At 55.1% G+C, this 26636-nt stretch carries 19 protein-coding genes; 11 read left to right on the top strand and 8 right to left on the bottom strand.

Going from position 1 to position 26636, the window contains the following annotated elements; translation table 11 throughout:
- Positions 1-223: 223 nt before the first annotated feature.
- The 8 genes from DY231_RS07685 to yegS all read left to right on the top strand — a co-directional run bounded on the left by DY231_RS07685 (position 224) and on the right by yegS (position 13958).
- A complete protein-coding gene (locus tag DY231_RS07685; RefSeq protein WP_115627862.1) occupies positions 224-1471 on the top strand; it encodes an MdtA/MuxA family multidrug efflux RND transporter periplasmic adaptor subunit in 1248 nt (415 codons plus the stop codon).
- Entirely contained in the window at positions 1471-4602 is a 3132-nt protein-coding gene (locus DY231_RS07680; protein ID WP_115627861.1) for an MdtB/MuxB family multidrug efflux RND transporter permease subunit, read from the top strand. Before DY231_RS07685 ends, DY231_RS07680 begins: the two co-directional genes overlap by 1 nt.
- Positions 4599-7682, top strand: a complete 3084-nt coding sequence (mdtC, locus tag DY231_RS07675) for a multidrug efflux RND transporter permease subunit MdtC (RefSeq protein ID WP_115627860.1) — start codon at positions 4599-4601, stop codon at positions 7680-7682. Before DY231_RS07680 ends, mdtC begins: the two co-directional genes overlap by 4 nt.
- Positions 7679-9094: an MFS transporter gene (locus DY231_RS07670; protein WP_115627859.1), complete on the top strand. Its 1416-nt coding sequence runs from the start codon at positions 7679-7681 to the stop codon at positions 9092-9094. The genes mdtC and DY231_RS07670 overlap by 4 nt, the downstream gene beginning before the upstream one ends.
- On the top strand, positions 9091-10485 hold the full coding sequence (gene baeS / locus DY231_RS07665; RefSeq protein ID WP_115627858.1) for an envelope stress sensor histidine kinase BaeS: 1395 nt from the start codon (positions 9091-9093) through the stop codon (positions 10483-10485). The genes DY231_RS07670 and baeS overlap by 4 nt, the downstream gene beginning before the upstream one ends.
- Positions 10482-11204, top strand: a complete 723-nt coding sequence (gene baeR, locus DY231_RS07660; RefSeq protein ID WP_034496689.1) for an envelope stress response regulator BaeR — start codon at positions 10482-10484, stop codon at positions 11202-11204. The genes baeS and baeR overlap by 4 nt, the downstream gene beginning before the upstream one ends.
- Before the next feature lie 108 nt (positions 11205-11312).
- Positions 11313-12674 (top strand): prephenate-dependent tRNA uridine(34) hydroxylase TrhP, encoded by a 1362-nt coding sequence (trhP, locus tag DY231_RS07655; protein WP_034496690.1) that lies wholly within the window; start codon positions 11313-11315, stop codon positions 12672-12674.
- A gap of 384 nt (positions 12675-13058) precedes the next feature.
- Complete coding sequence (gene yegS / locus DY231_RS07650; protein ID WP_115627857.1) at positions 13059-13958, top strand: lipid kinase YegS; 900 nt, start codon at positions 13059-13061, stop codon at positions 13956-13958.
- A 31-nt stretch (positions 13959-13989) separates the two neighbouring features.
- Here yegS and DY231_RS07645 read toward each other — a convergent pair whose 3' ends face one another.
- The 7 genes from DY231_RS07645 to fbaB form a co-directional block, all read right to left on the bottom strand.
- Positions 13990-14763, bottom strand: a complete 774-nt coding sequence (locus tag DY231_RS07645; RefSeq protein ID WP_115631789.1) for an ABC transporter ATP-binding protein — start codon at positions 14761-14763, stop codon at positions 13990-13992.
- A 19-nt stretch (positions 14764-14782) separates the two neighbouring features.
- Positions 14783-15649 carry an ABC transporter ATP-binding protein gene (locus DY231_RS07640; RefSeq protein ID WP_115627856.1) on the bottom strand — a complete coding sequence of 289 codons (867 nt, stop codon included), beginning with the start codon at positions 15647-15649 and terminating at the stop codon, positions 14783-14785.
- The gene (locus DY231_RS07635; protein WP_034496802.1) at positions 15621-16526 is read right to left on the bottom strand and encodes an ABC transporter permease; all 906 of its coding nucleotides are present in this window, start codon (positions 16524-16526) and stop codon (positions 15621-15623) included. Before DY231_RS07635 ends, DY231_RS07640 begins: the two co-directional genes overlap by 29 nt.
- On the bottom strand, positions 16523-17560 hold the full coding sequence (locus DY231_RS07630) for an ABC transporter permease (RefSeq protein ID WP_115627855.1): 1038 nt from the start codon (positions 17558-17560) through the stop codon (positions 16523-16525). Before DY231_RS07630 ends, DY231_RS07635 begins: the two co-directional genes overlap by 4 nt.
- A complete protein-coding gene (locus DY231_RS07625; protein WP_115627854.1) occupies positions 17557-19191 on the bottom strand; it encodes an ABC transporter substrate-binding protein in 1635 nt (544 codons plus the stop codon). The genes DY231_RS07630 and DY231_RS07625 overlap by 4 nt, the downstream gene beginning before the upstream one ends.
- 72 nt (positions 19192-19263) lie before the next feature.
- Complete coding sequence (locus DY231_RS07620) at positions 19264-20418, bottom strand: mandelate racemase family protein (RefSeq protein WP_115627853.1); 1155 nt, start codon at positions 20416-20418, stop codon at positions 19264-19266.
- A 739-nt stretch (positions 20419-21157) separates the two neighbouring features.
- Positions 21158-22210 (bottom strand): class I fructose-bisphosphate aldolase, encoded by a 1053-nt coding sequence (fbaB, locus tag DY231_RS07615; protein ID WP_115627852.1) that lies wholly within the window; start codon positions 22208-22210, stop codon positions 21158-21160.
- A gap of 273 nt (positions 22211-22483) precedes the next feature.
- Between fbaB and DY231_RS07610 the strand changes: the two genes are divergently transcribed.
- From DY231_RS07610 to DY231_RS07600, 3 genes are read left to right on the top strand one after another with little or no spacing between them, the layout of a single operon-like run.
- On the top strand, positions 22484-23761 hold the full coding sequence (locus tag DY231_RS07610; RefSeq protein WP_115627851.1) for a nucleoside permease: 1278 nt from the start codon (positions 22484-22486) through the stop codon (positions 23759-23761).
- Positions 23761-24777, top strand: coding sequence for an ADP-ribosylglycohydrolase family protein (locus tag DY231_RS07605; protein WP_115627850.1), 1017 nt, complete (start codon positions 23761-23763; stop codon positions 24775-24777). Before DY231_RS07610 ends, DY231_RS07605 begins: the two co-directional genes overlap by 1 nt.
- A complete protein-coding gene (locus tag DY231_RS07600) occupies positions 24764-25726 on the top strand; it encodes a PfkB family carbohydrate kinase (protein WP_115627849.1) in 963 nt (320 codons plus the stop codon). Before DY231_RS07605 ends, DY231_RS07600 begins: the two co-directional genes overlap by 14 nt.
- 111 nt (positions 25727-25837) lie before the next feature.
- On the opposite strand, the gene DY231_RS07595 is transcribed toward DY231_RS07600, so the two are convergent.
- Complete coding sequence (locus DY231_RS07595; protein WP_115627848.1) at positions 25838-26584, bottom strand: GntR family transcriptional regulator; 747 nt, start codon at positions 26582-26584, stop codon at positions 25838-25840.
- Positions 26585-26636: the final 52 nt, after the last annotated feature.

Genomic DNA, 26636 nt, shown 5'->3' with positions numbered 1-26636 from the left:
ACCTCATAAACTATAGTTTATATTTACAATATAAACCACAGTTTATTGGCGAAGATTCAAACAGGATATCATTCAGCCGCATTCCTTCGAGGATGTACGCAAAAAACCGCCATCTAAGACTTATCCATACAGTACTTCATATTTCCTCCATTTTTCCGCCGCTCTCACTCTCTACACTAGTATCATTAGGCCGAATGGTTTCAGGATGAGAACAAATACAACTATGAAAGGCACTTTCACCACACGTGGGTTTGCGATTGCAGCCGCCGTCATTGTCGTTATCGCCGCCATTTTTTACTGGCGTCATTCAAGCACGGGTAACGAAACCGCGGGTTCGCAGTCAACACAACAGCGCCCTGCTGGCTCACGGCAGGGAATGCGTGGTGCATTAGCGCCTGTCCAGGCCGCAACCGCGACCAGCGAATCTGTTCCTCGCTACCTCACCGGTCTTGGCACCATCACCGCCGCCAATACTGTTACGGTGCGTAGCCGTGTGGATGGGCAACTGCTGGCGATTCACTTCCAGGAAGGCCAGCAAGTTAAAGCGGGCGATTTACTCGCAGAAATCGACCCAAGCCAGTTCAAAATTGCATTAGCCCAAGCCCAGGGACAACTGGCAAAAGATCAGGCCACACTTGCGAATGCACGCCGTGACCTCGCGCGTTTTCAACAGTTGGTGAAAACCAACCTGGTTTCACGCCAGGAAATGGACGCGCAACAGGCGCTGGTCAACGAATCAATGGGCACCATAAAAGCCGACGAAGCCGCCGTCGCCAGCGCGCAGTTGCAGCTCGACTGGAGCCGGATTACCGCGCCCATTGATGGCCGCGTGGGCCTGAAACAGGTGGATGTTGGCAACCAGATTTCGAGCAGCGATACCGCCGGAATTGTCGTATTGACGCAAACACACCCTATCGATTTGATTTTCACCCTGCCGGAAGGCGATATTGCAACCGTGGTGAAAGCGCAGAAAGCGGGAGCAACGCTGGTTGTTGAGGCCTGGGATCGCACCAACAAGCTGAAATTAAGCAGCGGTTCATTACTGAGCCTCGATAACCAGATTGATGTCACCACCGGCACCATTAAACTCAAAGCTCGTTTTAACAATGAAGATGACGCCCTGTTCCCGAACCAGTTCGTCAACGCGCGCATGCTGGTCGATACCCAGCAAAACGCAGTTGTCATCCCAACAGCCGCGCTGCAAATGGGCAACGAAGGCAACTTTGTCTGGGTGCTTAACAGCGAAGATAAAGTCAGTAAACACCTGGTGACAACCGGTATTCAGGACAGCCAAAAAGTGGTGATTTCCGCCGGGCTTTCCGCCGGGGATCGCGTGGTGACTGACGGCATCGACCGTCTGACAGAAGGTGCAAAAGTTGAGGTGGTCGAAGCGCAATCAGCCACCGCCGCTTCCCCATCGAAAGAAGTTGAACACCCGCAAAAACACCAACGTCACGGAGCGACTTCCTGATGCAGGTGCTACCACCGAGCGCCACGGGAGGCCCATCGCGCCTGTTTATTCTGCGCCCCGTGGCGACCACATTATTAATGGTGGCTATCTTACTTGCCGGGATCATCGGTTATCGTTTCCTGCCCGTTTCTGCACTGCCGGAAGTGGATTACCCGACGATTCAGGTCGTCACGCTTTATCCAGGTGCGAGTCCTGATGTGGTGACATCGGCGATTACCGCACCACTTGAGCGCCAGTTTGGGCAGATGTCCGGCCTGAAACAAATGTCGTCGCAAAGTGCCGGCGGCGCATCGGTGGTGACGCTGCAATTCCAGCTCTCTTTACCGCTGGATGTCGCCGAGCAGGAAGTGCAGGCCGCGATTAACGCCGCAACCAATTTACTGCCGACCGATCTGCCCAACCCGCCGGTTTATAGCAAAGTGAACCCGGCCGACCCGCCGATTATGACGCTCGCCGTGACCTCTTCCGCCATGCCGATGACGCAAGTTGAAGACATGGTAGAAACGCGTGTGGCGCAGAAAATTTCCCAGGTTTCCGGCGTCGGACTGGTCACGCTTTCCGGCGGCCAGCGCCCGGCGGTACGCGTAAAACTTAACGCCCCGGCGATTGCGGCACTAGGCCTGACCAGCGAAACCGTGCGCACCGCGATTACCAGCGCCAACGTTAACTCGGCAAAAGGCAGCCTGGATGGCCCCGAACGCGCCGTCACGCTGTCCGCCAACGACCAAATGCAGTCTGCGGATGAATATCGCAATCTGATCATCGCTTATCAAAATGGCGCACCGATTCGTCTTGGCGATGTCGCAACCGTAGAGCAAGGCGCTGAAAACGCGTGGCTCGGCGCGTGGGCGAACAAACAGCCCGCGATAGTGATGAACGTGCAACGCCAGCCGGGTGCCAATATCATCGACACCGCCGATGCCATTCGTGCGATGTTGCCTGGATTAACCAAAAGTTTGCCGAAGTCGGTCGAAGTAAAATTACTGAGCGACCGCACCACCAATATCCGCGCCTCGGTCAGTGACACGCAGCATGAGTTGATGCTCGCCATCGCCCTGGTGGTGATGATTATTTACCTGTTCCTGCGCAACGTTCCGGCGACCATTATCCCTGCCGTCGCGGTGCCGCTGTCACTGATTGGTACGTTTGCAGTGATGGTGTTCCTCGACTTTTCGATAAACAACCTGACGCTAATGGCATTAACCATCGCCACCGGTTTTGTGGTCGACGATGCGATTGTGGTTATCGAGAACATCTCGCGTTATATCGAGAAGGGTGAGAAACCGCTCGCCGCCTCGCTCAAAGGGGCCGGAGAAATTGGCTTCACGATTATCTCGCTGACCTTCTCGCTCATAGCGGTACTAATTCCGCTGCTGTTTATGGGCGATATCGTTGGCCGCCTGTTCCGCGAATTTGCCGTCACGCTGGCCATCGCGATTTTGATTTCAGCGGTAGTGTCACTGACGCTCACACCAATGATGTGCGCGCGCATGTTAAGCCACGAATCGCTGCGCAAACAGAACCGTTTTTCCCGCGCCAGCGAGCGCTTCTTTGACCGTGTGATTGCCGGTTACGGGCGCATGTTAACCCGCGTATTAAACCACCCATGGCTCACGCTGGGTGTGGCTTTTGGCACCCTGGCACTCACCGTTGTGCTGTGGATGTTCATCCCGAAAGGCTTCTTCCCGATTCAGGATAACGGCATTATTCAGGGCACGCTGCAAGCGCCGCAGTCGGTTTCCTTTGCCAATATGGCGCAGCGCCAGCAGCAGGTTGCCGACGTCATATTGAAAGATCCGGCTGTAGAAAGTCTGACTTCGTTTGTCGGCGTTGACGGCACTAACCCTTCGCTTAATAGCGCACGTTTGCAAATCAACCTCAAACCGTTAAGCGATCGTGACGACCGTATTCCGGTGGTGATTGAACGTCTGCAAAATGGCGTGGCGAAAGTCCCTGGCGTCGAGTTGTATCTGCAACCGGTTCAGGACTTAACCATCGATACCACGGTGAGCCGGACGCAGTACCAGTTCACATTGCAGGCCACATCGCTCGATGAACTCAGCACCTGGGTGCCGCAGTTAACAGAAAAATTGCGTACCTTGCCGCAACTGGCAGATGTCAGCAGCGACTGGCAGGATAGAGGCCTGGTAGCCTATGTGAATGTTGACAGAGCCAGCGCCAGCCGCCTTGGCATCTCGATGTCGGATGTCGATAACGCCCTGTATAACGCATTTGGTCAGCGCCTGATTTCCACTATTTACACCCAGGCCAACCAGTACCGCGTGGTGCTTGAACACGACACCAGCACCACGCCGGGTCTGAGCGGGCTGGATAATATTCGTCTCGCCAGCACAGAGGGCGGCAGCGTACCGTTAAGTGCGATTGCCAAAATCGAGCAGCGTTTTGCGCCGCTGACTATCAACCATCTTGACCAGTTCCCGTCGACGACATTCTCGTTTAACGTCACAAGCGATCACTCGCTCGAAGACGCGGTTAAAGCGATTACAGCGGCGGAAAAAGAGCTGGCGATGCCTGCGGATATCACCACCCAATTCCAGGGCAGCACCCTCGCCTTCCAGAATGCCCTGGGCAGCACTATCTGGCTTATCGTCGCCTCCGTAGTGGCGATGTATATCGTGCTCGGCGTGTTGTACGAAAGTTTTATTCACCCGATAACCATTCTTTCCACGCTGCCAACCGCAGGCGTCGGCGCACTGATGGCATTAATGCTGGCGGGAGCGGAACTGGACGTGATTGCCATCATCGGCATCATTTTGCTTATCGGTATCGTGAAGAAAAACGCCATCATGATGATCGACTTCGCGCTGGCGGCTGAACGTGAGCAAGGCATGAAACCGTATGAGGCCATTTACCAGGCCTGTTTGCTGCGTTTCCGCCCTATTCTGATGACCACGCTTGCCGCCCTTTTGGGTGCGCTGCCGCTGATGCTTTCAACCGGCGTCGGTGCTGAACTGCGCCGCCCGCTGGGGATTGGCATGGTCGGTGGTCTGCTGGTGAGCCAGGTCTTAACGCTGTTTACCACGCCGGTTATCTATCTGCTGTTTGATAACCTGTCGCATGCGGTGCGCCGCCGTTTTGGGCGTCACGAAAGTGATGAGGAAGTGCTGTGAAATTCTTCGCACTGTTCATCTACCGGCCCGTCGCCACCATTTTACTGACCGCCGCCATCACATTGTGCGGCGTGCTGGGCTTCCGCCTATTGCCTGTGGCGCCGCTGCCGCAGGTGGATTTCCCGGTGATCATGGTCAGTGCGTCACTCCCCGGTGCGTCGCCTGAAACCATGGCGTCATCGGTGGCTACACCGCTGGAACGCGCGCTCGGGCGCATTGCTGGCGTGAACGAGATGACCTCGTCGAGTTCACTCGGCAGCACGCGCATCATTCTGGAATTTACCTTTGACCGCGATATCAACGGAGCCGCGCGTGACGTACAGGCCGCTATCAACGCCGCGCAAAGTCTGTTGCCCAGCGGCATGCCAAGCCGCCCAACGTATCGCAAAGCCAACCCGTCCGATGCGCCCATTATTATTCTGACGCTCACCTCCGACACGTTTTCTCAGGGGCAGCTTTATGATTTCGCCTCGACGCAACTGGCGCAGACGGTGGCGCAAATTGATGGCGTCGGTGATGTGGATGTCGGGGGAAGCTCGCTTCCGGCGGTACGTGTGGCACTAAACCCGCAGGCGCTGTTTAACCAGGGGGTTTCACTGGACGCGGTGCGCAAGTCGATTAGTGATGCCAACGTGCGCCGCCCGCAAGGCGCGCTGGAAGATGGCACCCAGCGCTGGCAGTTGCAGACCAATGACGAACTTAAAACCGCCGCCGAATACCAGCCGCTGATCATTCACTACAACAACGGTGGCGCGGTGCATTTGAGTGATGTCGCCACCGTAACCGATTCCGTGCAGGACGTGCGCAACGCCGGGATGACCAACGCCAAGCCCGCGATTTTGCTGATGATTCGTAAATCCCAGGAAGCGAATATCATCGAAACGGTTGACCGCATCCGGGCGAAAATCCCTGAGCTACGGGAAACCATTCCGGCATCAATCGATTTGCAAATTGCCCAGGATCGCTCGCCGACTATTCGCGCCTCGCTTGAAGAAGTCGAACAATCGCTGATTATCTCCGTCGCGCTGGTCATTCTGGTGGTGTTCTTGTTCCTGCGTTCCGGGCGCGCCACGCTGATCCCCGCCGTTGCAGTTCCGGTGTCGCTGATTGGCACGTTTATCGCCATGTATTTGTGCGGTTTTAGCCTGAATAACTTGTCATTAATGGCGCTGACCATCGCCACCGGTTTTGTAGTGGATGACGCCATCGTGGTGCTGGAGAATATTTCCCGCCATCTCGAGGCGGGCGTTAAACCCTTACAGGCCGCGTTACAGGGCGTGCGTGAAGTCGGTTTTACGGTGCTGTCGATGAGTCTGTCTTTGGTGGCGGTCTTCCTGCCATTGCTGCTAATGGGCGGTTTACCGGGGCGACTATTCAAAGAGTTTGCCGTCACGCTTTCCGTCGCTATCGGTATCTCGCTGGTGGTGTCGATTACGCTCACGCCGATGATGTGCGGCTGGTTGCTCAAGAACAAACCGCAACATACGCCAACGCGCCAGCGTGGTTTTGGCCGCTTACTGATTGCGATGCAGCAAAGCTATGGGCGTTCGCTGAAATGGGTGCTGAACCATACAAAACTGGTGGGTCTGGTGCTGCTGGCAACCATTGCGCTGAATGTCTGGCTCTATATTGCCATTCCAAAAACCTTCTTCCCGGAACAAGACACCGGGCGGTTAATGGGCAATATCCAGGCCGACCAAAGCATTTCATTCCAGGCGATGCGCGGCAAACTTCAGGACTTTATGAAGATCATTCGTGAAGATCCGGCGGTGGAAAACGTGACCGGGTTTACCGGTGGCTCGCGGGTGAACAGCGGCATGATGTTTATCTCGCTAAAACCGCTTTCCGAACGCAAAGAAACTGCACAACAGGTGATTGACCGTCTGCGTAAAGCGCTGGCCAAAGAGCCGGGAGCCAGCCTGTTTTTGATGGCGGTACAGGATATTCGTGTCGGTGGTCGCCAGGCCAACGCCAGTTATCAGTACACTTTGCTTTCCGATAACCTGGCCGATTTACGCACCTGGGAGCCAAAAATCCGCCAGGCGCTGGCAAAACTGCCGCAGCTTGCGGACGTGAACTCCGACAGCCAGAACAACGGCGCGGAAATGGATCTGATTTATGACCGCGAATCCATGGCGCGGTTGGGGATCAGCGTGGAAGATGCCAACGCCCTGCTCAATAACGCCTTTGGACAGCGGCAGATTTCCACGATTTACCAGCCGCTTAACCAGTACAAAGTGGTGATGGAAGTTGACTCGCGTTATACGCAAGACATCAGCGCGTTGGATCAAATGTTTGTTATCAATAAAGAAGGCAAGGCGATCCCGCTTTCCTGGTTTGCGAAATGGCAGCCCGCAAATGCGCCGCTTTCGGTCAACCATCAGGGGCTTTCTGCCGCGTCTACCGTGTCGTTTAACCTGCCGACTGGCGTGTCGCTTTCCGAAGCCAGCGACGCCATTGACCGTACGATGACCGCGCTCGGCGTGCCTTCAACGGTACGCGGCATGTACGCCGGAACCGCGCAGGTGTTCCAGGACACCATGAAATCCCAGGTGCTGCTGATCATCGCCGCCATTGCCACGGTTTATATCGTGTTGGGGATTCTTTACGAGAGCTACGTTCACCCGCTGACGATCCTCTCCACGCTGCCTTCGGCGGGGGTGGGCGCATTGTTAGCCCTGGAAATATTTGGTGCGCCGTTTAGCTTAATTGCGCTCATTGGCATCATGCTTTTAATCGGCATCGTGAAGAAAAACGCCATCATGATGGTGGACTTCGCCATCGACGCGCAGCGCAACGGCAACCTGCAACCTGAAGAAGCCATTTTCCAGGCCTGCCTGTTGCGTTTCCGCCCGATAATGATGACCACGCTGGCGGCGTTGTTTGGCGCACTGCCGCTGGTGCTGACCAGCGGTGACGGCGCAGAGTTACGCCAACCGCTGGGGATCACCATCGTTGGCGGGCTGGTCGTCAGCCAGTTATTGACGCTGTACACCACACCAGTGGTGTACTTGTTCTTTGACCGTTTGCGGATGCGGTTTGCGCGTAAAGCTCGTAAAGATGAGGTATTGAACCCATGACCGAATTGCCTGCCGCCGTGCGCTGGCAACTGTGGATTGTCGCCTTTGGCTTCTTCATGCAATCGCTCGACACCACCATCGTCAACACCGCCCTGCCCTCTATGGCGGCGAGCCTGGGGGAAAGCCCGCTGCATATGCACTCGGTTATCGTGTCGTATGTGTTGACGGTGGCGGTGATGTTGCCCGCCAGCGGCTGGCTGGCTGACCGCGTTGGCGTGCGCAATATCTTCTTCACCGCCATTGTGCTGTTTACCCTCGGCTCGCTGTTGTGCGCCCACGCATCCACGCTGAACGAACTGGTGATGGCGCGTGTCGTGCAAGGGATCGGCGGAGCGATGATGGTGCCCGTCGGGCGATTAACGGTGATGAAAATCGTCCCGCGCGAACAATATATGGCGGCGATGACCTTCGTCACGTTGCCGGGGCAAATCGGCCCATTGCTCGGCCCCGCGCTCGGCGGCGTGCTGGTGGAATACGCCTCGTGGCACTGGATCTTCCTGATTAACCTGCCGGTTGGCATTATCGGCGCCATCGCCACCTTGTGGCTGATGCCGAACTACACCATGCAGACACGCAAATTCGACATGATGGGCTTTGTCTATCTGGCGTTTGGCATGGCCGCATTGACCATTGCCCTTGATGGCGCAAAAGGTTTAGGTGTTAGCCCCTCCACCGTGTGGCTGTTGGTAGGCGGCGGTACGGCAGCAATAGCGCTCTATTTATGGCACGCTAAAGCCAATGATAATGCCCTGTTTAACCTCAATCTTTTTAAGACCAAAACATTCTCGCTCGGCCTGTTAGGCAGTTTTTGCGGCCGTATCGGCAGCGGCATGATCCCGTTTATGACGCCGGTATTTTTGCAAATTGGCCTCGGTTTTTCGCCCTTCCACGCGGGCCTGATGATGGTGCCGATGGTGCTCGGCAGTATGGGAATGAAACGCATTGTGGTGCAGGTGGTTAACCGCTTTGGCTATCGCAACGTGCTGGTGGCCACCACGCTCGGTTTAGCGGTGGTTATCTTGCTATTCATGGCAACCGCGCTTTTAGGTTGGTATTACGCGCTGCCGGTGGTGCTGTTCATGCTCGGCATGGTGAACTCCACGCGCTTCTCGTCAATGAACACGCTGACGCTCAAAGACTTGCCAGACGACCTCGCAAGCGGCGGCAACAGCATGCTCTCCATGGTCATGCAGCTTTCCATGAGTATCGGCGTCACCATTGCCGGTCTACTTTTGGGCATGTACGGCCATCACCACCTGGCGGCCGATCCGGCGGTTATTCACCACGTATTTATGTATACATATTTGAGTATGGCGCTAGTTATCGCCCTTCCCGCGCTGATTTTTGCTCGCGTCCCGAAAGACACCACCAAAAATGTCGTGATTGCGCGACGCAAAAGGAGGAGCGAATGAAGCTCTGGCGGCCTGGTATTACCGGCAAACTATTCCTCGCGATTTTCTCGACCTGCCTTCTGGTGCTGGCCATCATGCATTGGGGCGTGCGGCTCAGTTTCGAACATGGGTTTATTGATTACATCAAACGTGGCAATGAACAGCGTCTGGAAATGTTGAGCGACGCGCTGGGTGAACAGTACGAGCAGCACGGCAACTGGCAGTTTCTGCGCAATAACGATCGCTTTATGTTCAAGCTGTTGCGCTCTTTTGAGCATGGCGATGTGGAAAACAACAACCTGCCGCCGCACGGCTGGCGCACCCAATTCTGGGTCGTCGATCAGGATTACAAAGTGCTGGTTGGCCCACGTGGCCCGGTGCCGACCGATGGTATGCGCCGGGCGATTAACGTCAACGGGCGTGATGCGGGCTGGGTTGTCGCCTCGCCGGTTGAGCGCCTGACGCGCAACACGGATATTAATTTCGACCGCCAACAACGGCGCACCAGTTGGATAATCGTCGGCCTGGCGACACTGCTTGCCGCGGCCGCCACCTTCCTGCTGGCGCGTGGGCTGCTGGCTCCGGTCAAACGACTGGTCGACGGCACGCACAAACTGGCCGCCGGGGATTTCTCCACCCGCGTTGATTCCACCAGCCAGGATGAACTCGGCAAACTGGCACAGGACTTTAACCAACTCGCCAGCACGCTGGAGAAAAACCACAATATGCGCCGCGCCTATATGGCGGATATTTCCCATGAATTGCGCACCCCGCTGGCGATTTTACGCGGCGAACTGGAGGCGATTCAGGATGGCGTACGCAAATTCACGCCGGAATCCGTTGCATCATTACAGATGGAAGTGGCGACGCTCACCAAACTGGTTGATGACCTGCATCAGCTGTCGATGTCCGACGAAGGCGCGCTGGCCTACCAGAAACAGTCTTTGGATATCATCAACCTGCTGGAAATTGTCGCCGGGGCTTTCCGTGAGCGTTTCAATTCGCGCGGTTTGAAAATCAGCCTGGCGCTGCCCGATAGCGTGACTATTTTCGGTGACAGCGACCGTTTAATGCAGTTATTCAATAACCTGCTGGAAAACAGCCTGCGTTACACCGATACAGGCGGCCAGTTGGTGATTTCTGGCGAAGTGGTTAATCAGCGATTTATCATGCACTTTGCCGATAGCACGCCGGGCGTGAGCGACGAGCAATTAACCATGCTGTTTGAGCGTTTTTATCGCGCTGAAGGTTCGCGCAACCGCGCCAGCGGTGGTTCTGGTCTCGGTTTGTCCATCTGCCAGAACATTGTTGCCGCCCATAACGGCAAGCTTTACGCCACGCATTCGCCTTTCGGCGGGGTTAGCATTACAGTAGAGTTACCGCTGGAGCCTGAATCGTTGAGACCTGTATGACCGAATTACCCATTGACGAAAACACACCGCGCATCTTAATTGTTGAAGACGAGCCGAAGCTCGGGCAACTGTTGATTGATTACTTACGTGCTGCGGGTTACGCCCCGGAATTGATTACCCACGGCGACAAAGTGCTGCCGTTTGTGCGCCAGACGCCGCCGGATTTAATCCTGCTTGATTTAATGCTGCCAGGCACCGACGGCCTGACGCTGTGCCGCGAAATCCGCCGCTTCTCGGAAATTCCGATTGTGATGGTGACGGCCAAAATAGAAGAAATCGACCGTCTGTTAGGGCTGGAAATTGGTGCCGATGATTACATCTGCAAACCGTACAGCCCGCGGGAAGTGGTGGCGCGCGTGAAAACGATTTTGCGCCGCTGCAAACGCCAGCGTGACCCGGTGGCGGCAGACGACATCAGCCCGTTAATCATCGACGAAGGCCGTTTCCAGGCAAGCTGGCGCGACAAGCTGCTGGATTTAACGCCTGCGGAATTCCGTCTGCTGAAAACGCTGTCCCACGAACCGGGCAAAGTGTTCTCGCGAGAGCAGTTATTGAACCAACTTTATGATGATTACCGCGTCGTCACAGACCGCACCATCGACAGCCATATCAAAAACCTGCGCCGCAAGCTCGAAGCGCTCGATGAAGAACAGTCGTTTATCCGCGCCGTTTATGGTGTGGGTTATCGCTGGGAAGCTGACGCCTGCCGAATTGCGTGAGAGTAGTTTCTGGAACCAATTAGCGCTACAATTCCCGCCCTAAAATTGTGCCTTAAAACCGCTACATCCCATGTGGCGGTTCTGACCTGAAATCAGAACGAGAAAAACATGTTTAAACCAGAACTCCTTTCGCCAGCCGGAACGCTGAAAAATATGCGTTACGCTTTTGCCTATGGTGCCGATGCGGTTTACGCGGGCCAGCCGCGTTACAGCCTGCGCGTGCGCAATAACGAATTCAACCACGAGAATCTCCAGCTCGGCATCAATGAAGCCCATGAGCTGGGTAAAAAATTCTACGTGGTGGTGAACATTGCTCCGCATAACGCCAAGCTAAAAACCTTTATCCGCGACCTGAAGCCGGTTATTGATATGGGACCGGATGCGCTGATCATGTCCGATCCAGGCCTTATCATGATGGTCCGCGAAGCGTTCCCGGAAATGGACGTTCACCTGTCTGTACAGGCCAACGCCGTGAACTGGGCGACGGTGAAGTTCTGGAAACAAATGGGGCTGACGCGCGTGATTTTGTCCCGCGAGTTGTCTCTGGAAGAGATTGCTGAAGTCCGTGAGCAAGTACCGGACATGGAACTGGAAATCTTCGTGCACGGCGCATTGTGCATGGCTTATTCTGGCCGCTGCCTGCTTTCTGGCTACATCAACAAGCGTGACCCGAACCAGGGCACCTGCACCAACGCCTGCCGTTGGGAATACAAAGTTGAAGAAGGCAAAGAAGATGATGTCGGTAATATCGTGCATCTTCATGAGCCCATTCCGGTGCAAAACATTGAACCAACTTTGGGCGCAGGCGCACCCACTGACCAGGTGTTTATGCTGGAAGAAGCCAAGCGTCCTGGCGAATACATGACGGCGTTCGAAGACGAACACGGCACCTACATCATGAACTCCAAAGATTTGCGTGCCATTGAACACGTTGAGCGCCTGACCAAAATGGGCGTCCACTCGCTGAAAATCGAAGGTCGCACCAAGTCTTACTATTACTGTGCGCGTACCGCTCAGGTCTATCGCCGCGCGATTGACGATGCCGCCGCAGGCAAACCGTTCGACCCTACCCTTTTAACCACGCTCGAAGGCCTCGCGCACCGCGGATACACCGAAGGTTTCTTGCGTCGCCATAATCATGATTCTTATCAGAATTACGATTACGGTCACTCCGTTTCGGAAACTCAGCAGTTTGTTGGCGAATTTACCGGTGAACGCCGTGGCGACCTGGCAGCGGTAAAAGTGAAAAACAAATTCTTGTTGGGTGACAGCCTGGAGATGATGACGCCGCAAGGTAACGTGACTTTCACGCTTGAAGTGCTGGAAAACACCAAGGCGCAGCCGATTGACGTTGCACCGGGCGACGGTCACACCGTATGGATGCCTGTGCCGGAAGATGTCTCGCTGGATTATGCGCTGCTGATGCGCAATTTAGCCGGTCAGACCTCACGCGATCCGCATGCTAACTAGTTAATTTGGGGTATTTTTTCACGCCAGGACATTTCTTAGAAACCGATCACATACCGCTTCGCTTGTTGCGGTTATTATCGCCGGGCTGAAAAACATAACCCATAAATGCTAGCTATATCCTAATAATTCGAATTGTAGAAAGGCGGCGACGCAGTGAATCCCCAGGAGCTTACTCAAGTAAGTGACTGGGGTGAACGAGGAAAGCCAACGCATCTACAATTTGAAGTATGACGGATATGTACCAAGAACCACCTCATTGGCCTGTGGAATCTCCCTTCCGCAGGCCTTCTTTTTTGCTAAACGCCGCAGACTCAGCCTGTTCTTACCCGCAAATCCCACACATACGATACACTCAGAATTCAATTACATTTCCTGAGGTCCGCCATGGAGCAGTTTCCCGTATCACTCGTCATTCTGAACGGCAAAGGTGCCAACAACGACATCTTGCGTAGCGCCGTAAAAGTCATGCGTGACGAGGGTTACACGTTACACATCCGCGTTACCTGGGAACAAGGCGACGCGATTCGTTACGTTAAAGAAGCATCCAGTTTGGGTGTCGATACCGTCATTGCGGGCGGCGGAGACGGCACGATAAACGAAGTGGCGACCGCGCTGGCACAACTTGCTCCTGAACGCCGCCCGGTGTTAGGGATTCTCCCGCTAGGCACCGCCAACGATTTTGCGACCAGCGTCGGCATTCCTCAGGATCTCGACAAAGCTTTGCAATTAGCGATTGTCGGTAAAGGAGTGGATATCGATTTGGTGCAGGTCAACGAATCCGCGTTCTTTATCAATATGGCGACGGGCGGTTTCGGGACGCGTATTACGACCGAAACACCGGAAAAACTGAAAGCTGCATTGGGTGGAATTGCCTATTTTGTTCACGGACTGATTCGCCTCGACACACTCAAGCCGGATCGCTGCGAAATCCGGGGTGAAAATTTTGAATGGCAAGGCGACGCGCTGGTGATTGGTATCGGCAATGGCCGCCAGGCGGGCGGTGGGCAGGAGCTTTGCCCGCAGGCATTGATTAATGATGGTTTATTAGAGTTGCGTATTTTTACTGGCGAAGAGTTGCTGCCGGCAATTTTTAAAACGCTGACGCAACCAGACGACAACCCCAATATTATTGATGGGCGTTCATCCTGGTTCGAGATAACCGCCCCGCACGACATTACTTTTAACCTTGATGGCGAGCCGCTGACCAGCCAGAAATTCCGCATTGATATCCATCCCAATGCGCTCAGTTGCCGCCTGCCGCCAAACTGCCCGCTGTTAGGTTAGCCCGCGCGGGCAGGTTGTTATGTCAGGGGGCTTAGAACTTCGCTACCTGACTTGCCATCTCCCGGCTATATTGCCGACTGGCATTCACCAGCATTTGGGTATAAGGATTTTGCGCCGCACCGCTAATTAAATTATCGGTACTGAGTGACTCAAGAATCTTCCCGTGTTGCATTACACCGACGCGATGGCATAAATGTGCAATCACGCCTAAATCGTGCGTGACCATTAAATAGGTGAGTTTCGATTCCTGCTGTAAATCCGAAAGTAAATTGAGAATTTCTGCCTGCACCGAAACATCCAATGCTGAAGTAGGTTCATCAAGCAGCAGCACTTCCGGTTCAAGTATCAGCGCACGCGCAATCGCCACACGCTGGCGCTGCCCGCCGGAAAGTTGATGCGGATAACGGCTGCGAAACGCACGGTTCAGGCCGACTTTATCGAGCATCATGTTGATGCGGCGGTCGCGGTCGGTGAAGCCATGAATTTGCAGCGGTTCTTCCAGAATGTCGCCGATGGTATGGCGCGGATGGAGCGAACCGTAGGGATCCTGAAATACCATTTGCACCATGCGGCACCGTTCGCGGCTGATTTTGTGCTCGAGTTCCGTCCCATCAATTACCAGTTTTCCCTGCCAGTGGGTAAACAATCCCGCCAGGCATTTCAGCACCGTCGTTTTCCCGGAGCCCGACTCCCCCACCAGGCCAAAAATCTCACCGCGCCCAACGTTAAAATTCACATCAAACAGCACCTGGTTGGTTTTCGCCCCTTCGCCAAAGGTTAAATTGAGCTGGCTGACTTCAATCATGGATGACATTCGTTGCTCCTTATTGGGTTAGCCAACTGGCCTGACGTTGCAGAACCGGCAGATGCGCACGACGTTTGTCCATATCCGGCAAAGCGCTGATAAGCCCCTGCGTGTACGGATGCTGCGCGTTGTCCAAATCTTTTGCGGCGATAGATTCCACTACCCGCCCGGCATACATCACCAGCACGCGGTCGCAGAAACTGCGCACCAGGTTGATGTCGTGGCTGATGAAAATCAGCCCCAGCCCACGCGATTGCACTAAATCATCCAGCAGCGCCAGCACCTGCAAACGCACTGAAACATCGAGCGCGGAAGTCGGTTCGTCGGCAATCACCATTTCCGGGTCGGTAATCAACATCATAGCAATCATGATGCGCTGGCCCTGGCCGCCAGAAACTTCGTGCGGATAGAGGTTATAGACGCGTTCCGGCTGGCGAATACGCACCACTTCCAGCATTTCCAGCACCTTTTGCTTCGCTTCTTTATGCCCGACGCGATGGTGCGTCAGCCACGCTTCCGCAATTTGATCCCCGACGCACATCACAGGGTTTAGCGAGTATTTCGGGTCCTGCATAATCATAGAAATACGTTTGCCGCGCACATTTCGCATTTGCGCATCCGTGGCATTGAGCAGGTCAACGTCGCCAAACTGCATACGATCGGCGGTGATCTGCGCTTTTTTAGGATGAAGCTGCAACAGCGCACGCCCCACGGTGGATTTCCCGGAGCCTGACTCGCCGACAATCGCCAGCTTTTCACGCCCAAGCTGGAATGAAACGCCACGCACCGCGTGGGTTTGCTGGCGACCGTTCACAAACGTCACGTTCAGGTCGCGTACATCAAGCAGTTGCGGCGAGTTATTCGCTGCGAGGATCGAGGATGTCACGTAAGCCATCTCCCAAGAAGTTGAATGCCAGACTGTTGATTAAAATCGCCAGCCCCGGAATCGTTACTACCCACCAGCACTCCATCATGTAAGTGCGCCCGCTGGAAATCATCGCGCCCCACTCTGGCTCTGGCGGCTGTGCGCCAAGGCCCAGGAAGCCCAAACCTGCGGCAGTCAGAATGATGCCCGCCATATTCATGGTGATGCGGATAATGACCGACGGCATGCACAGCGGCACAATGTGGCGCCATAGCACACGCACCGGCGAAGCCCCTTGCAGGCGGACCGCAGAGATAAAATCAGCCTGCCGTAACGAGAGCGTTTCCGCACGCGCCAGGCGGGCAATCGGCGGCCACGCGGTCAGCGTAATCGCGATCACCACATGCTCAAGGCCGGGGCCGAGTGCCGCCACAAACGCCAGCGCCAGCACCAGGCTTGGGAACGAGATGAAGATATCGGTAATGCGCATCAGAACCATATCGACTTTGCCGCCAAAATATCCGGCGGTCACACCGAGCAGTAAACCCAGCGGGCCAACGGTGACTGACACCAGCAGCACGATGTAGAGCGTAATGCGCGAGCCATAAACCAGGCGGCTGAAGATATCGCGACCAAATTCGTCGGTGCCAAACCAGTGCGTCGCGTTGGGTGCCGTCAGCGCGCGGTTGAGATCCTGCACCAGCGGGTTATACGGCGCTATCCATGGCGCGAAAATCGCCACCATCAGCAGCAAGAAGACAATCCCCCCGCCAATGGCGGTCAGGGGGTTACGCGCCATTTTGCCGATAAACCCAACCGCGCGAAGACCTGCACGTTTAACGCGCAGCGAGCGCTCGTCCGCAGCCGTCAGTTGAGGCGTTCCAAAGGAAACCGTCATGATTTTGTCCTCGGATCAAAGAGTTGGTAAAGCATGTCGGACAGCAGATTGAGCAACACGAAGATCACCCCGACCACCAGCACACAGCCCATCACCGCATTCATATCGCCGAGCAGCAAACTGCCCGTTAAATAAGAACCAAAGCCCGGCCACGAGAATACGGTTTCAATTAACACAGCGCCTTCGAGCAGCGAACCGTACGCCAGCGCGACTACCGTCAGCAGTTGCACCAGAATGTTTCGGAACGCGTGGTTCCAGATAACCTGGCGCTCTGTCAGCCCTTTTACCCGCGCGGTAATAATGAATTCCTGCGACAGCTGCGCCAGCATAAAGCTGCGCGTCATACGGCTGATGTAGGCCATCGAATGGAAGCCGAGCAGCGAGGCTGGCAGAATCAGGTGATTTAGCGCGTTGAAAAACACCGCGCTGTTTCCGGCAAGAAGAGCATCCACCAGCAGCAAACCGCTGCGGCGCGGCACCACGCCATCCAGCCCTAAATCAATGCGCCCTGCGCCACCCACCCAACCCAGCCAGGCGTAAAACAGCAGCAATCCCATCATCCCGACCCAGAAGATCGGCGTCGAATAACCGGCGAGGCTGATAATTCGCACTGCGTAATCCACCACGCTGTTGCGACGCGCCGCCGCCCAAACGCCTAGTGGAATACCAAGGCCCGCACCGACGATAATCGCCACTGTCGCCAGTTCCAGCGTCGCCGGGAAGACGCGCAGAATGTCATCCACCACCGGTTTCCCGGTCAGCAGCGCGTTGCCTAAATCGCCATGCAGCAGGCCGCCGAGGTAAATCCAGAACTGCGTTGCCAAAGATTGATCAAAGCCGAGTTGGTGATAAACCTGCTGATAGGTGCTTTGGTCGGCATCCGGGCCGACTATCGCCAGCACCGGGTCGATAGGCATCACGCGGCCAATGAAAAAGGTCAGCAACAGCAGCCCAAACAAGGTGATCAACACCTGAGTTAAGCGCTTTGAAAAACGCCGGGCGCGGCCGCCCGGTGCCAGCAAAATCATGCTCATCCTTTGTTCTCCCCATTCTCAGCGGTTTGCGTTTTATAAACATCGCGCAGGAAAGTGGTGGCCGACGGGTGCGGCTGGTAGTTCTGCACTTCGTTGCGCACCACTACCGAGTCCACCATTTGCGAAAGCGGCAGCAACGCCGGGATCAGCTCGTCATAACGCGTCTGAATGGCCTGATATTCCTCGAGCTGCTTTGCCGGGTCGCGCTCGACCAGCGCCTGGTCGATTTGCTGATTAATTTGTTTGTCGTAGAAGCTGGTGCGCCAGCCCTGGAAGTTGGTCAAACGCGCCGCGTCGCTGTTGTCCGGGTTATAGACCAGCGATCGCAGGCTGGAGTGGGGATGTGGTTCCACACCGCTGCCGCCGCGCCCGACCAGCATGTCGAACTTACGCTCGCGCATCGCGCCGTAAATCTGGTTGCCGGTTCCGGTGACAATTTTGGCGTTGATCCCCGCCTGCATCAGCGTGGACTGCACCGCAATGGCGATGTTCAGGAACGGCTGATCCGCCAGCACGCGCAAGGTGGTATCGAATCCATCCGGATAACCCGCTTCGGCCAGCAGTTTTTTCGCACGGGGAATATCCAGCGCGTAACCAGGATTGGGCAAGGTGGCAGGCATTCCAGACTGGATTGGGCGCTGGTGCAGCACGCCATAGCCCGGCATCAGCGCTTTGTTAATGCCCTGATAATCGATCAGATAGCGCACCGCTTCGCGCACTTTCGGGTTGGCAAAATGCGGCTCTTTCATGCTCATGGCGACGTAATAAATGGTGCCCTTTTTCACCGCATCGACCGTCAATTCCGGATCTTTACGCAGGGCGTTAACGTCCGAAACCGCCATATTGCTGGCAATATCTAAATCGCCTTTGGCAATCATCAGGCGCAGGGTTTGCGATTCCTGGAAGTGGCGGAACACCACGCGTGCCAGTTTCGGTTCACCGCGCCAGTAATCCGGGTTGCGCTTCATGCGCAGCACGTCTTTCGCCTGCCACACTTCGAGGCTGAACGGGCCGGAACCGGCTTCGTTGGTCGTCAGCCAGCGATTGCCCCAGTCGTCGTTTTGCACATGCTGCTCGACCGTTTTGCTGTCCAGCACCACCACGCTACCGAGGGCGGCCAGCGAGTAAATCACCAGTTGCGGGTCGTTGGCTTTCGGCAGCGTGATTTCCACCGTTGAAGCATCAAGAGCTTTCACATGCTCATCGACGTTCTTTTTGCTAAAGCCGTAGGATTTCCACACCGATGCCTGCGCCAGGTTTAGGTGCAGCACGCGGCGCATCGACCACACCACGTCGTCTGCGGAGAGTACGTTGCCAGAGTGGAATTTCACCCCGTCGCGCAGGTGGAAGGTCAGGCGATTACCGTCTGGTGAAATCTCCCAGGATTTCGCCAGTGCCGGGCGCACGTTCGTGAGTTTTGCCGGATCTAATTCCACCAGCGAGTCATAAAGGTTTACCACCAGCCCCACCACTTCATTGCCGGTCATCGCGGCCGGGTCAAGCGTGAGCAGGTTATTCATATTCATGCCGATAATCAGCTGGTCAGGCGGCGTTTTTGCCACCGCTGAACCGCTGCCGAGCATGAACAGGAGCGTGAGAAGCCACGCCCCCAGCCGGGAGCTTCGATTCATGATAGATACCGTTTTTGTAGGGTCAGTATTCCCCGGCGTCTTTCGCGCCGGGATTATTATTTTTTGCGCGGGTTAATCGCGGCTAACGGCGTTCATCTCGATATATTCAAAATTGATGTCTTCACCCAGGCCCGGACGCTGTGGCAAATGCACAAAACCGTCAGCATCCATCGGGTCTACGATGCTGTTGAGGTAGGCGGCTGGCTCATCGTATTCGAGGAACGGATGCAGTAAACCACGCTCGTACCAGCGGCAGTTACGAATCGCACCCACCACGGCGAGGCTTGCCGCACCGTTGCCGTGAACTTCGCAATCCATGCCGAAGGATTCCGCAAGTGCCGCCACTTTCATGGTTGGCGCAATCCCGCCGACGCCATTGGCCCCGGCGCGCAGAATGTCGCAGGCACCTGCCTTCACCCAATCGGCGCGGCTGTGGTGCTTGCCACCAAGACTTTCTGGCCCGACAACATCAATCGACAGGTTCTCTGAAAGCCAGACGTAAGACGCCATGCTCTCTTCTTCCATCGGCTCTTCAAACCACGCGAAGTTGAGTTTTTCCAGTGCCTTGCCGATGTACAGCGCCTGGCTGCGGCTATACCAGTGGTAGCCGTCGAGCATTAAATCGATATCCGGGCCAACGGCTTCGCGCACGGCGGCGCAGGCTTTGACGTCCATTTTTGGGTCTGGCGCGAATGCAACAGGCGGCATCCAGGTGTGGAGTTTTATGGCTTTGTAGCCACGGGCGACCAGTTTTTCAGCGAACTGGCCAAATTCGTCTGGCGTGGATAACCCGCCTTCCAGTTCGTCACCGCACATGGTGCTGCCGTAGGCCGGGACTTTGTCACGGAATCCGCCGAGCAATTTGTAGACCGGGACTTTCAGTTTGCGGCCAATCAAATCCCACAGCGCCTGTTCGACAAACGACAGCGCACGTTCGGTGAGTTGATGGGCGCTGCCACGCTGCCAGTGCACCAGATCTTGCCAGATGCGCTCGCGGTTAAACGGATCTTGCCCGACCAACACTTTGCGGAAAAACGCATTGACCACATAAGGGCGCACCACTTCTGGCGGCGCGAAAGAATACCCGCAATCCCCTTCGTCGGTAGTGATCGTGAGCATCGCCATTTTTGCCAGGCTCTCAGGGCCTGGGTGCGAGTGACCTGCGCTGTCAGAAACACGGCGGGTTGGGTAAGTAAAAACGGTGACGTTTACAGATTCAATTTTCACGGCTGTTAGTGTCCTTTTGTGATTTTAAAACAGCGTTTCACCATCTACTGTATGCGTAAAAAAGCACCTTCGCCTCGTTCAAAGGTGCCTAAATAGAGGTGATTTTTTGGACATCTGCACAGGGGAAAGTGATGTTTTTCACAAAATGTTATGGAATTGTGACGGAGATAACGGGGGGATGCCTATGGCGGAGCGGTGATTTTCCGTTCACCCGAACGTTATTCGATCCCTCATTTATCGGTGAACTGTGAACGTGCCAGGTGGCTCACGCCAGCCCCCTGGCAACCCCGGCGCCCGCTCACTTTCACGGCGGACGGCAGCTCAACCCTGACTTATGGGTAACGCTGGGGCAATTTTTACCGGGACTAAGGTCAAAACCCAAACCAGCCAGTCTTTTGACTTTAGCTTTTGACGTTGCCCTTATTCCCGGCTTCAATCGCGCCGGTTTTTACCCTTCAGTCGTGGTCACGTGGTCGGGAACCACGTGAGAGAGCGATCGCCGGGAGCGAATCGCGAACGACCGCGAATGTTGGGTGAAAAACGGTGTTTACCGCGTAAGCGGCGATTGACTTGCCGGGCGACGGGGTCGCCAGGGGGATGTCGTAATCCCCATGGCACGTTCACCGTGAACAGGTATATGTAGGAACACAGTTCGCAAAGGTGAACGGAAATTCACCACACTTCCATAACCTTATACGTTCCGGTGAACAGAGCATCACCGAGCCGGGCAAGCGAGCAATCACGCTATCCCCACCTTCCCATCCAGATAAACATCCTGAACCGCATTAATTAACTTCACGCCCTCAGACATGGATTTCTTAAAGGCTTTGCGCCCCAGAATCAGCCCCATGCCGCCCGCGCGTTTGTTAATGACCGCAGTGCGGACCGCGTCCGTCAGGTCAGTCTCACCACCCGCAGCCCCGCCGGAGTTTATCAGCCCGGCGCGGCCCATATAGCAGTTCGCCAGTTGGTAACGCACCAGATCGATTGGGTTATCGCTGGTCAGTTTGGTGTACACACGGTCATCGGTGTAACCAAAGTTCACCGCCTTGTAGCCGCCGTTATTTTCGGCCATTTTCTGCTTCACGATATCCGCGCCAATGGTCGCTGCCAGATAGTTCGCCTGCCCGGTAAGATCAGCACTAACGTGGTAATCCACGCCATCTTTTTTGAAGTCGGGATTACGCAGATACGCCCAGAGCACCGTCACCAGGCCGAGTTCATGCGCACGCTCAAACGCAACCGAGATCTCTTCAATCTGGCGGCGAGATTCTGGCGAACCGAAATAAATGGTCGCGCCGACCGCCACCGCGCCCATATTGAACGCCTGCTCAACGCTTGCGTATAGCGTCTGGTCAAAGGTGTTCGGATAGCTCAGCGTTTCGTTATAGTTGAGTTTGACGAGGAAAGGAATGCGGTGCGCGTAACGGCGCGATACCGAGGCCAACACGCCATAGGTTGAAGCGACACAGTTACAGCCCGCTTCAATCGCCAGCTCAACAATATTCTTCGGGTCAAAATAGAGTGGGTTTGCGGCAAACGATGCGCCAGCAGAATGTTCCACCCCTTGATCGACAGGTAAAATGGAAAGATAGCCGGTGCCTGCCAGCCGCCCGGTGTTATACAGCGTTTGCATATTCCGTAGCACCGCTGGCGGGCGGTTGTTATCCACCATCACGCGGTCTACATAATCCGAGCCTGGCAGATGCAACTGATCTGCCGGAATAGTCATACAACGATGCTGTAACAAGCTGTCGGCGTCTTTGCCTAGCAACTGCGCAATATCAGTCATAATGCACTCCCGTTATTTCAGCGAGCACCCTGCCCGCTGACGATGGTTATTCCTGGCCTGCCTTCGAATAAAACAGGCAGCCATAATCCTGGTCGTGACTGGCAACCTTCGCCACCCAGGGCAGCACTTTAGGTAGGTTTTGGCTTGTAACGGTTTGTCGCCAGGCGGTGTATTTTTGCAACAGCGGTCAAAGAAACAACACAAAGGTATTTAAAAGGTATTATTGATTGGTATTGTTGTGGTGTACCCAACACAATCATGAAGGTTCTAAATATGAAACGTACAACAATTAGCCTTTCATTCATGATGTTTATTGAATGGTTTATCTGGGGAGCCTGGTTCGTCCCTCTTTGGCTGTTCCTGAGTAAAAGTGGCTTTAGCCCGACTGAAATTGGTTGGTCTTACGCCTGTACCGCCATCGCGGCAATTCTTTCGCCGATTCTGGTCGGCTCGCTGACTGACCGTTTCTTTGCCGCGCAAAAGGTGCTCGCCCTGCTGATGTTTGTTGGTGCAGTACTGATGTATCTGGCGGCGCAGCAAACCGAGTTTGTCTATTTCTTCCCGCTGCTGCTGGCCTATTCCCTGACCTACATGCCAACTATCGCGCTGACAAACAGCATTGCATTTTCCAATGTCGATGATGTGGAGCGGGACTTCCCGCGCATTCGGGTGATGGGCACTATCGGCTGGATTGCATCAGGGTTAGTTTGCGGTTTCCTGCCGCAGATGCTGGGCTTTAGCGATATTTCGCCGACCAACATCCCGTTGCTTATCACCGCAGGCAGCTCTGCGTTGCTCGGGGTATTCGCGCTGGCGCTGCCGAATACCCCGCCGAAAAGTACCGGCAAAATGAGCCTGAAAGTGATGCTCGGGCTGGATGCTATCGTGCTGCTGAAAGACAAAAACTTCCTGGTGTTTTTCTTCTGCTCTTTCTTGTTTGCCATGCCGCTGGCTTTTTATTACATCTTCGCCAACGGCTACCTGACCGAAGTGGGTATGCATAACGCCACTGGATGGATGACGCTCGGCCAGTTCTCCGAAATCTTCTTTATGCTGGCGCTGCCGTTCTTCATTAAGCGCTTTGGCATTAAAAAGGTATTACTGCTTGGTCTTATCACCGCCACCATTCGCTACGGATTCTTCGTGTACGGCGGCGCCGACCATATCTTTACTTACGGTCTGCTGTTCCTCGGTATTTTGCTGCACGGCGTGAGTTACGATTTCTACTACGTCACTGCCTATATCTACGTCGATAAAAAAGCGCCGGTGCATATGCGTACTGCGGCGCAAGGACTTATCACTCTGTGCTGCCAGGGCTTTGGTAGCCTGCTTGGTTATCGTATCGGCGCACAACTGATGGAAAAAATGTTCGCCTACCCAACACCTGTCAACGGTCAGACCTTCAACTGGGCGGGAATGTGGGGCTTTGGTGCTGTGATGATTGCGGTCATTACCGTGTTGTTCATGGTGTTTTTCCGCGAGTCCGACAAAGAAATCACGACTATTGCCGTTGCTGGCAGCCAATCTGACAAAGATTTAAAGGAAGCATAATGATGGAAAATCGTATTCTGGGGGCCTTTTACGGCCAGGCATTAGGCGATGCGATGGGGATGCCATCGGAGTTGTGGCCGCGTTCGCGGGTAAAAGCGCATTTTGGCTGGATTGACCGCTTTCTGCCGGGGCCGGCGGAAAACAACGCCGCCTGTTATTTCAACCGCGCCGAATTCACCGACGACACCTCGATGGCGTTGGCGCTGGCCGACGCGATTATCGAGCATCACGGTGCAGTCAACCCTGACACCATCGGGCGCAATATTCTGCGCTGGGCGGAAGGCTTCGATGCTTTCAACAAGAATGTGCTTGGGCCAACCTCCAAAATTGCGCTGAATGCGATTAAGCAAGGCACGCCAGTCAGCGAGCTGGAAAACAATGGCGTCACTAACGGGGCGGCCATGCGCGCCTCGCCGTTGGGTTGCCTGTTGCCGACACATAATCTCGACGCGTTTATTGATGAAGTCGCACTGGCCTCAAGCCCAACGCACAAATCCGATCTGGCGATTTCCGGCGCGGTGGTGATTGCCTGGGCGATTTCAAAAGCGATTGAAGGCCGGAACTGGGAAACCATTTGCGATGAACTGCCGTCCATCGCTCGCCACGCGCAGGAAAAGCGAGTCACTACGTTTAATGCGTCCCTCGGGGCGCGTATTGAGCTGGCGTTAAATGTTGCCAGAACCGCGCGCGGCACCGAGTCTGGTATGGAGCAGGTTTACCACCTGGTCGGCACGGGCACCAGCACCATTGAATCTGTCGCCGCAGCGATTGCGATGGTGGAACTGGCACAAACCAACCCTAATCGTTGCGCGATTTTATGCGCCAACCTGGGCGGGGATACCGACACTATTGGGGCGATGGCGACGGCGATTTGTGGCGCGCTACACGGCGTAGAAAGCATTGATAGCGAACTTAAACGCGAGCTTGATGACGTTAACCAGCTTGATTTTATGCGCTACAGCCGCCTGTTTATGGGCTATCGCCAGCAAAGGGAGGCGCAAAATGAATGCCCGTGAATTGCATTCCCGCCTGTCAACACTTACGGCGAAACGCCCGGTATGCGTGCTCGGCTCGGCGGTTATTGACGTCATAGCTGACGCTTACGCCCTGCCGTGGCGCGGATGTGATATCGAACTGCAACAGCAAAGCGTGAACATTGGCGGTTGCGCGCTGAACATCGCGCTCACGCTGTCACGCCTGGGCATTGCGTCTAAAAATGCGCTACCGATTGGCCAGGGAACCTGGGCGGATATCATTCGCTCAAGCCTGGAAAAGCAAGGGATCATCAGCGAAATCCATACCACCAGCGGCGATAACGGCTGGTGTCTGGCGCTGGTGGAGCCGGATGGCGAAAGAACGTTTATGTCGTTTCGTGGCGTCGAACACCAGTGGAATCAGCAGTGGCTGGATAAATTGCAGCTTGCGCCCGGTACCCTGCTTTCGCTGTCTGGATATCAACTTGCCGGGCCGTGTGCCGAATTACTGGTGAACTGGCTGGAATCGCTGCATGACGTGAGCGCATTTATCGATTTTGGCCCGCGTATTGCGGATATTCCTGAGCCACTGCTGGCACGGATTATGGCCTGCAAACCGATGGTTTCACTTAACCGCCAGGAAGCCGCAATTGCCGCGCAGTGGTTGAATGTGGCGGGCGATGATATTGCAGGAATTTGCGAGAAATGGCTTGAGTGCTACAATTCGCCGTTAATTGTGCGGCTCGATAAAGAAGGTGCCAGGTTTGCTTCAGCGGAAAGTATTGGTCTGGCAGCGCCGTTCCCGGCTGTGGTTGTAGATACGATTGGCGCAGGCGACAGCCATGCGGGTGGTACTATGGCTGGGCTGGCGGCGGGCTGGAACCTCGGCGATGCGGTAAGTCTGGGTAATGCCGTGGCTTCTTATGTCGTTAGCCACCGCGGTGGCGATTGCGCCCCCTTTATTGAGCAACTCTGCCAATACCCAAAATAATTCGAGCGGCATCGCGGCGGCAAGAGAGCGAGTCCCGATGAGCTTAGTCAACTAAGCGATTCGGGCAAGCGAACGCAGCCAACAAAGATGCCGTTTGAAGTATGACGGGTATTATTCTTCACAGACAAACACATATAAGTCGCTGCGACAATAACTAATGCTGTATTCGATAGGCCGGTTTTGCGGGTCAAACGCCACCTGTTTGATCACCAGAACCGGCACCGCTGTTTCCAGCTTAATATGCGACTGGAACTCGCTGTCGGGCATTCTGGCGCTGACGCGACTGCGCGTTCGCTGCGGGATAATATTCTGGCTGCGAAAATAGTCATACAGCGAAACGCCGATGTCATCAGCGTTCGCAATTAATTCCGTTGGCACGTAAGACTCTTCCACCGAAACCGCATCTTCATCGACATAACGAATACGTTTCAGCAGGAAAACATCGCTATCGGCGAGAATCGCCAGTTGTTCGGCCACATCTGCCGGGCATTTCACCACGCGTTTGTTGACCCACAGCGTGTCAGGCTTTTTACCGCGCAACACAACTTGCTGCGAAAAGCCACGCGCCTCTTTCAGCGAATACTCAAACGTGTTGTTAATCTGCGTGCCGTAGCCTCGGGAACGCGTCACCACCCCTTCATCTTCCAGCGTCTGCATCGCTTTGCGCACCGTTATGCGCGAAACGCCGGTCAACTGACTGAGATCTCGCTCCCCCGGCAGAATATTCCCTTGCGGCAAAACACCGCTGCGTACGGCCGATTTCACCGTTTCGGCGAATTTCAAATACAGCGGCGTGTTGTCGGCCTGCGAAAACCGCTGGACGAGTTGTTCAATGAGCTGAAGGTGAACCTGTTCCATGTCGCGCAAATGTCCGGAAGATAAGGTGAAACCAGTATAACTCAATGGTCTT

It is taken from the genome of Buttiauxella agrestis, assembly GCF_900446255.1.
Taxonomy (GTDB): Bacteria; Pseudomonadota; Gammaproteobacteria; order Enterobacterales; family Enterobacteriaceae; genus Buttiauxella; species Buttiauxella agrestis.
This window is presented reverse-complemented; position numbering and strand designations above follow the sequence as displayed.

Bases quoted from the DNA above. Each gene is read 5' to 3' on its own strand.
- DY231_RS07685 (WP_115627862.1), top strand. From the start codon at position 224: ATGAAAGGCACTTTCACCACACGTGGGTTTGCGATTGCAGCCGCCGTC.
- DY231_RS07680 (WP_115627861.1), top strand. From the start codon at position 1,471: ATGCAGGTGCTACCACCGAGCGCCACGGGAGGCCCATCGCGCCTGTTT.
- DY231_RS07670 (WP_115627859.1), top strand. From the start codon at position 7,679: ATGACCGAATTGCCTGCCGCCGTGCGCTGGCAACTGTGGATTGTCGCC.
- baeS (WP_115627858.1), top strand. From the start codon at position 9,091: ATGAAGCTCTGGCGGCCTGGTATTACCGGCAAACTATTCCTCGCGATT.
- baeR (WP_034496689.1), top strand. From the start codon at position 10,482: ATGACCGAATTACCCATTGACGAAAACACACCGCGCATCTTAATTGTT.
- trhP (WP_034496690.1), top strand. From the start codon at position 11,313: ATGTTTAAACCAGAACTCCTTTCGCCAGCCGGAACGCTGAAAAATATG.
- yegS (WP_115627857.1), top strand. From the start codon at position 13,059: ATGGAGCAGTTTCCCGTATCACTCGTCATTCTGAACGGCAAAGGTGCC.
- DY231_RS07645 (WP_115631789.1), bottom strand. From the start codon at position 14,763: ATGATTGAAGTCAGCCAGCTCAATTTAACCTTTGGCGAAGGGGCGAAA.
- DY231_RS07635 (WP_034496802.1), bottom strand. From the start codon at position 16,526: ATGACGGTTTCCTTTGGAACGCCTCAACTGACGGCTGCGGACGAGCGC.
- DY231_RS07630 (WP_115627855.1), bottom strand. From the start codon at position 17,560: ATGAGCATGATTTTGCTGGCACCGGGCGGCCGCGCCCGGCGTTTTTCA.
- DY231_RS07625 (WP_115627854.1), bottom strand. From the start codon at position 19,191: ATGAATCGAAGCTCCCGGCTGGGGGCGTGGCTTCTCACGCTCCTGTTC.
- fbaB (WP_115627852.1), bottom strand. From the start codon at position 22,210: ATGACTGATATTGCGCAGTTGCTAGGCAAAGACGCCGACAGCTTGTTA.
- DY231_RS07610 (WP_115627851.1), top strand. From the start codon at position 22,484: ATGAAACGTACAACAATTAGCCTTTCATTCATGATGTTTATTGAATGG.
- DY231_RS07605 (WP_115627850.1), top strand. From the start codon at position 23,761: ATGATGGAAAATCGTATTCTGGGGGCCTTTTACGGCCAGGCATTAGGC.
- DY231_RS07600 (WP_115627849.1), top strand. From the start codon at position 24,764: ATGAATGCCCGTGAATTGCATTCCCGCCTGTCAACACTTACGGCGAAA.
- DY231_RS07595 (WP_115627848.1), bottom strand. From the start codon at position 26,584: ATGGAACAGGTTCACCTTCAGCTCATTGAACAACTCGTCCAGCGGTTT.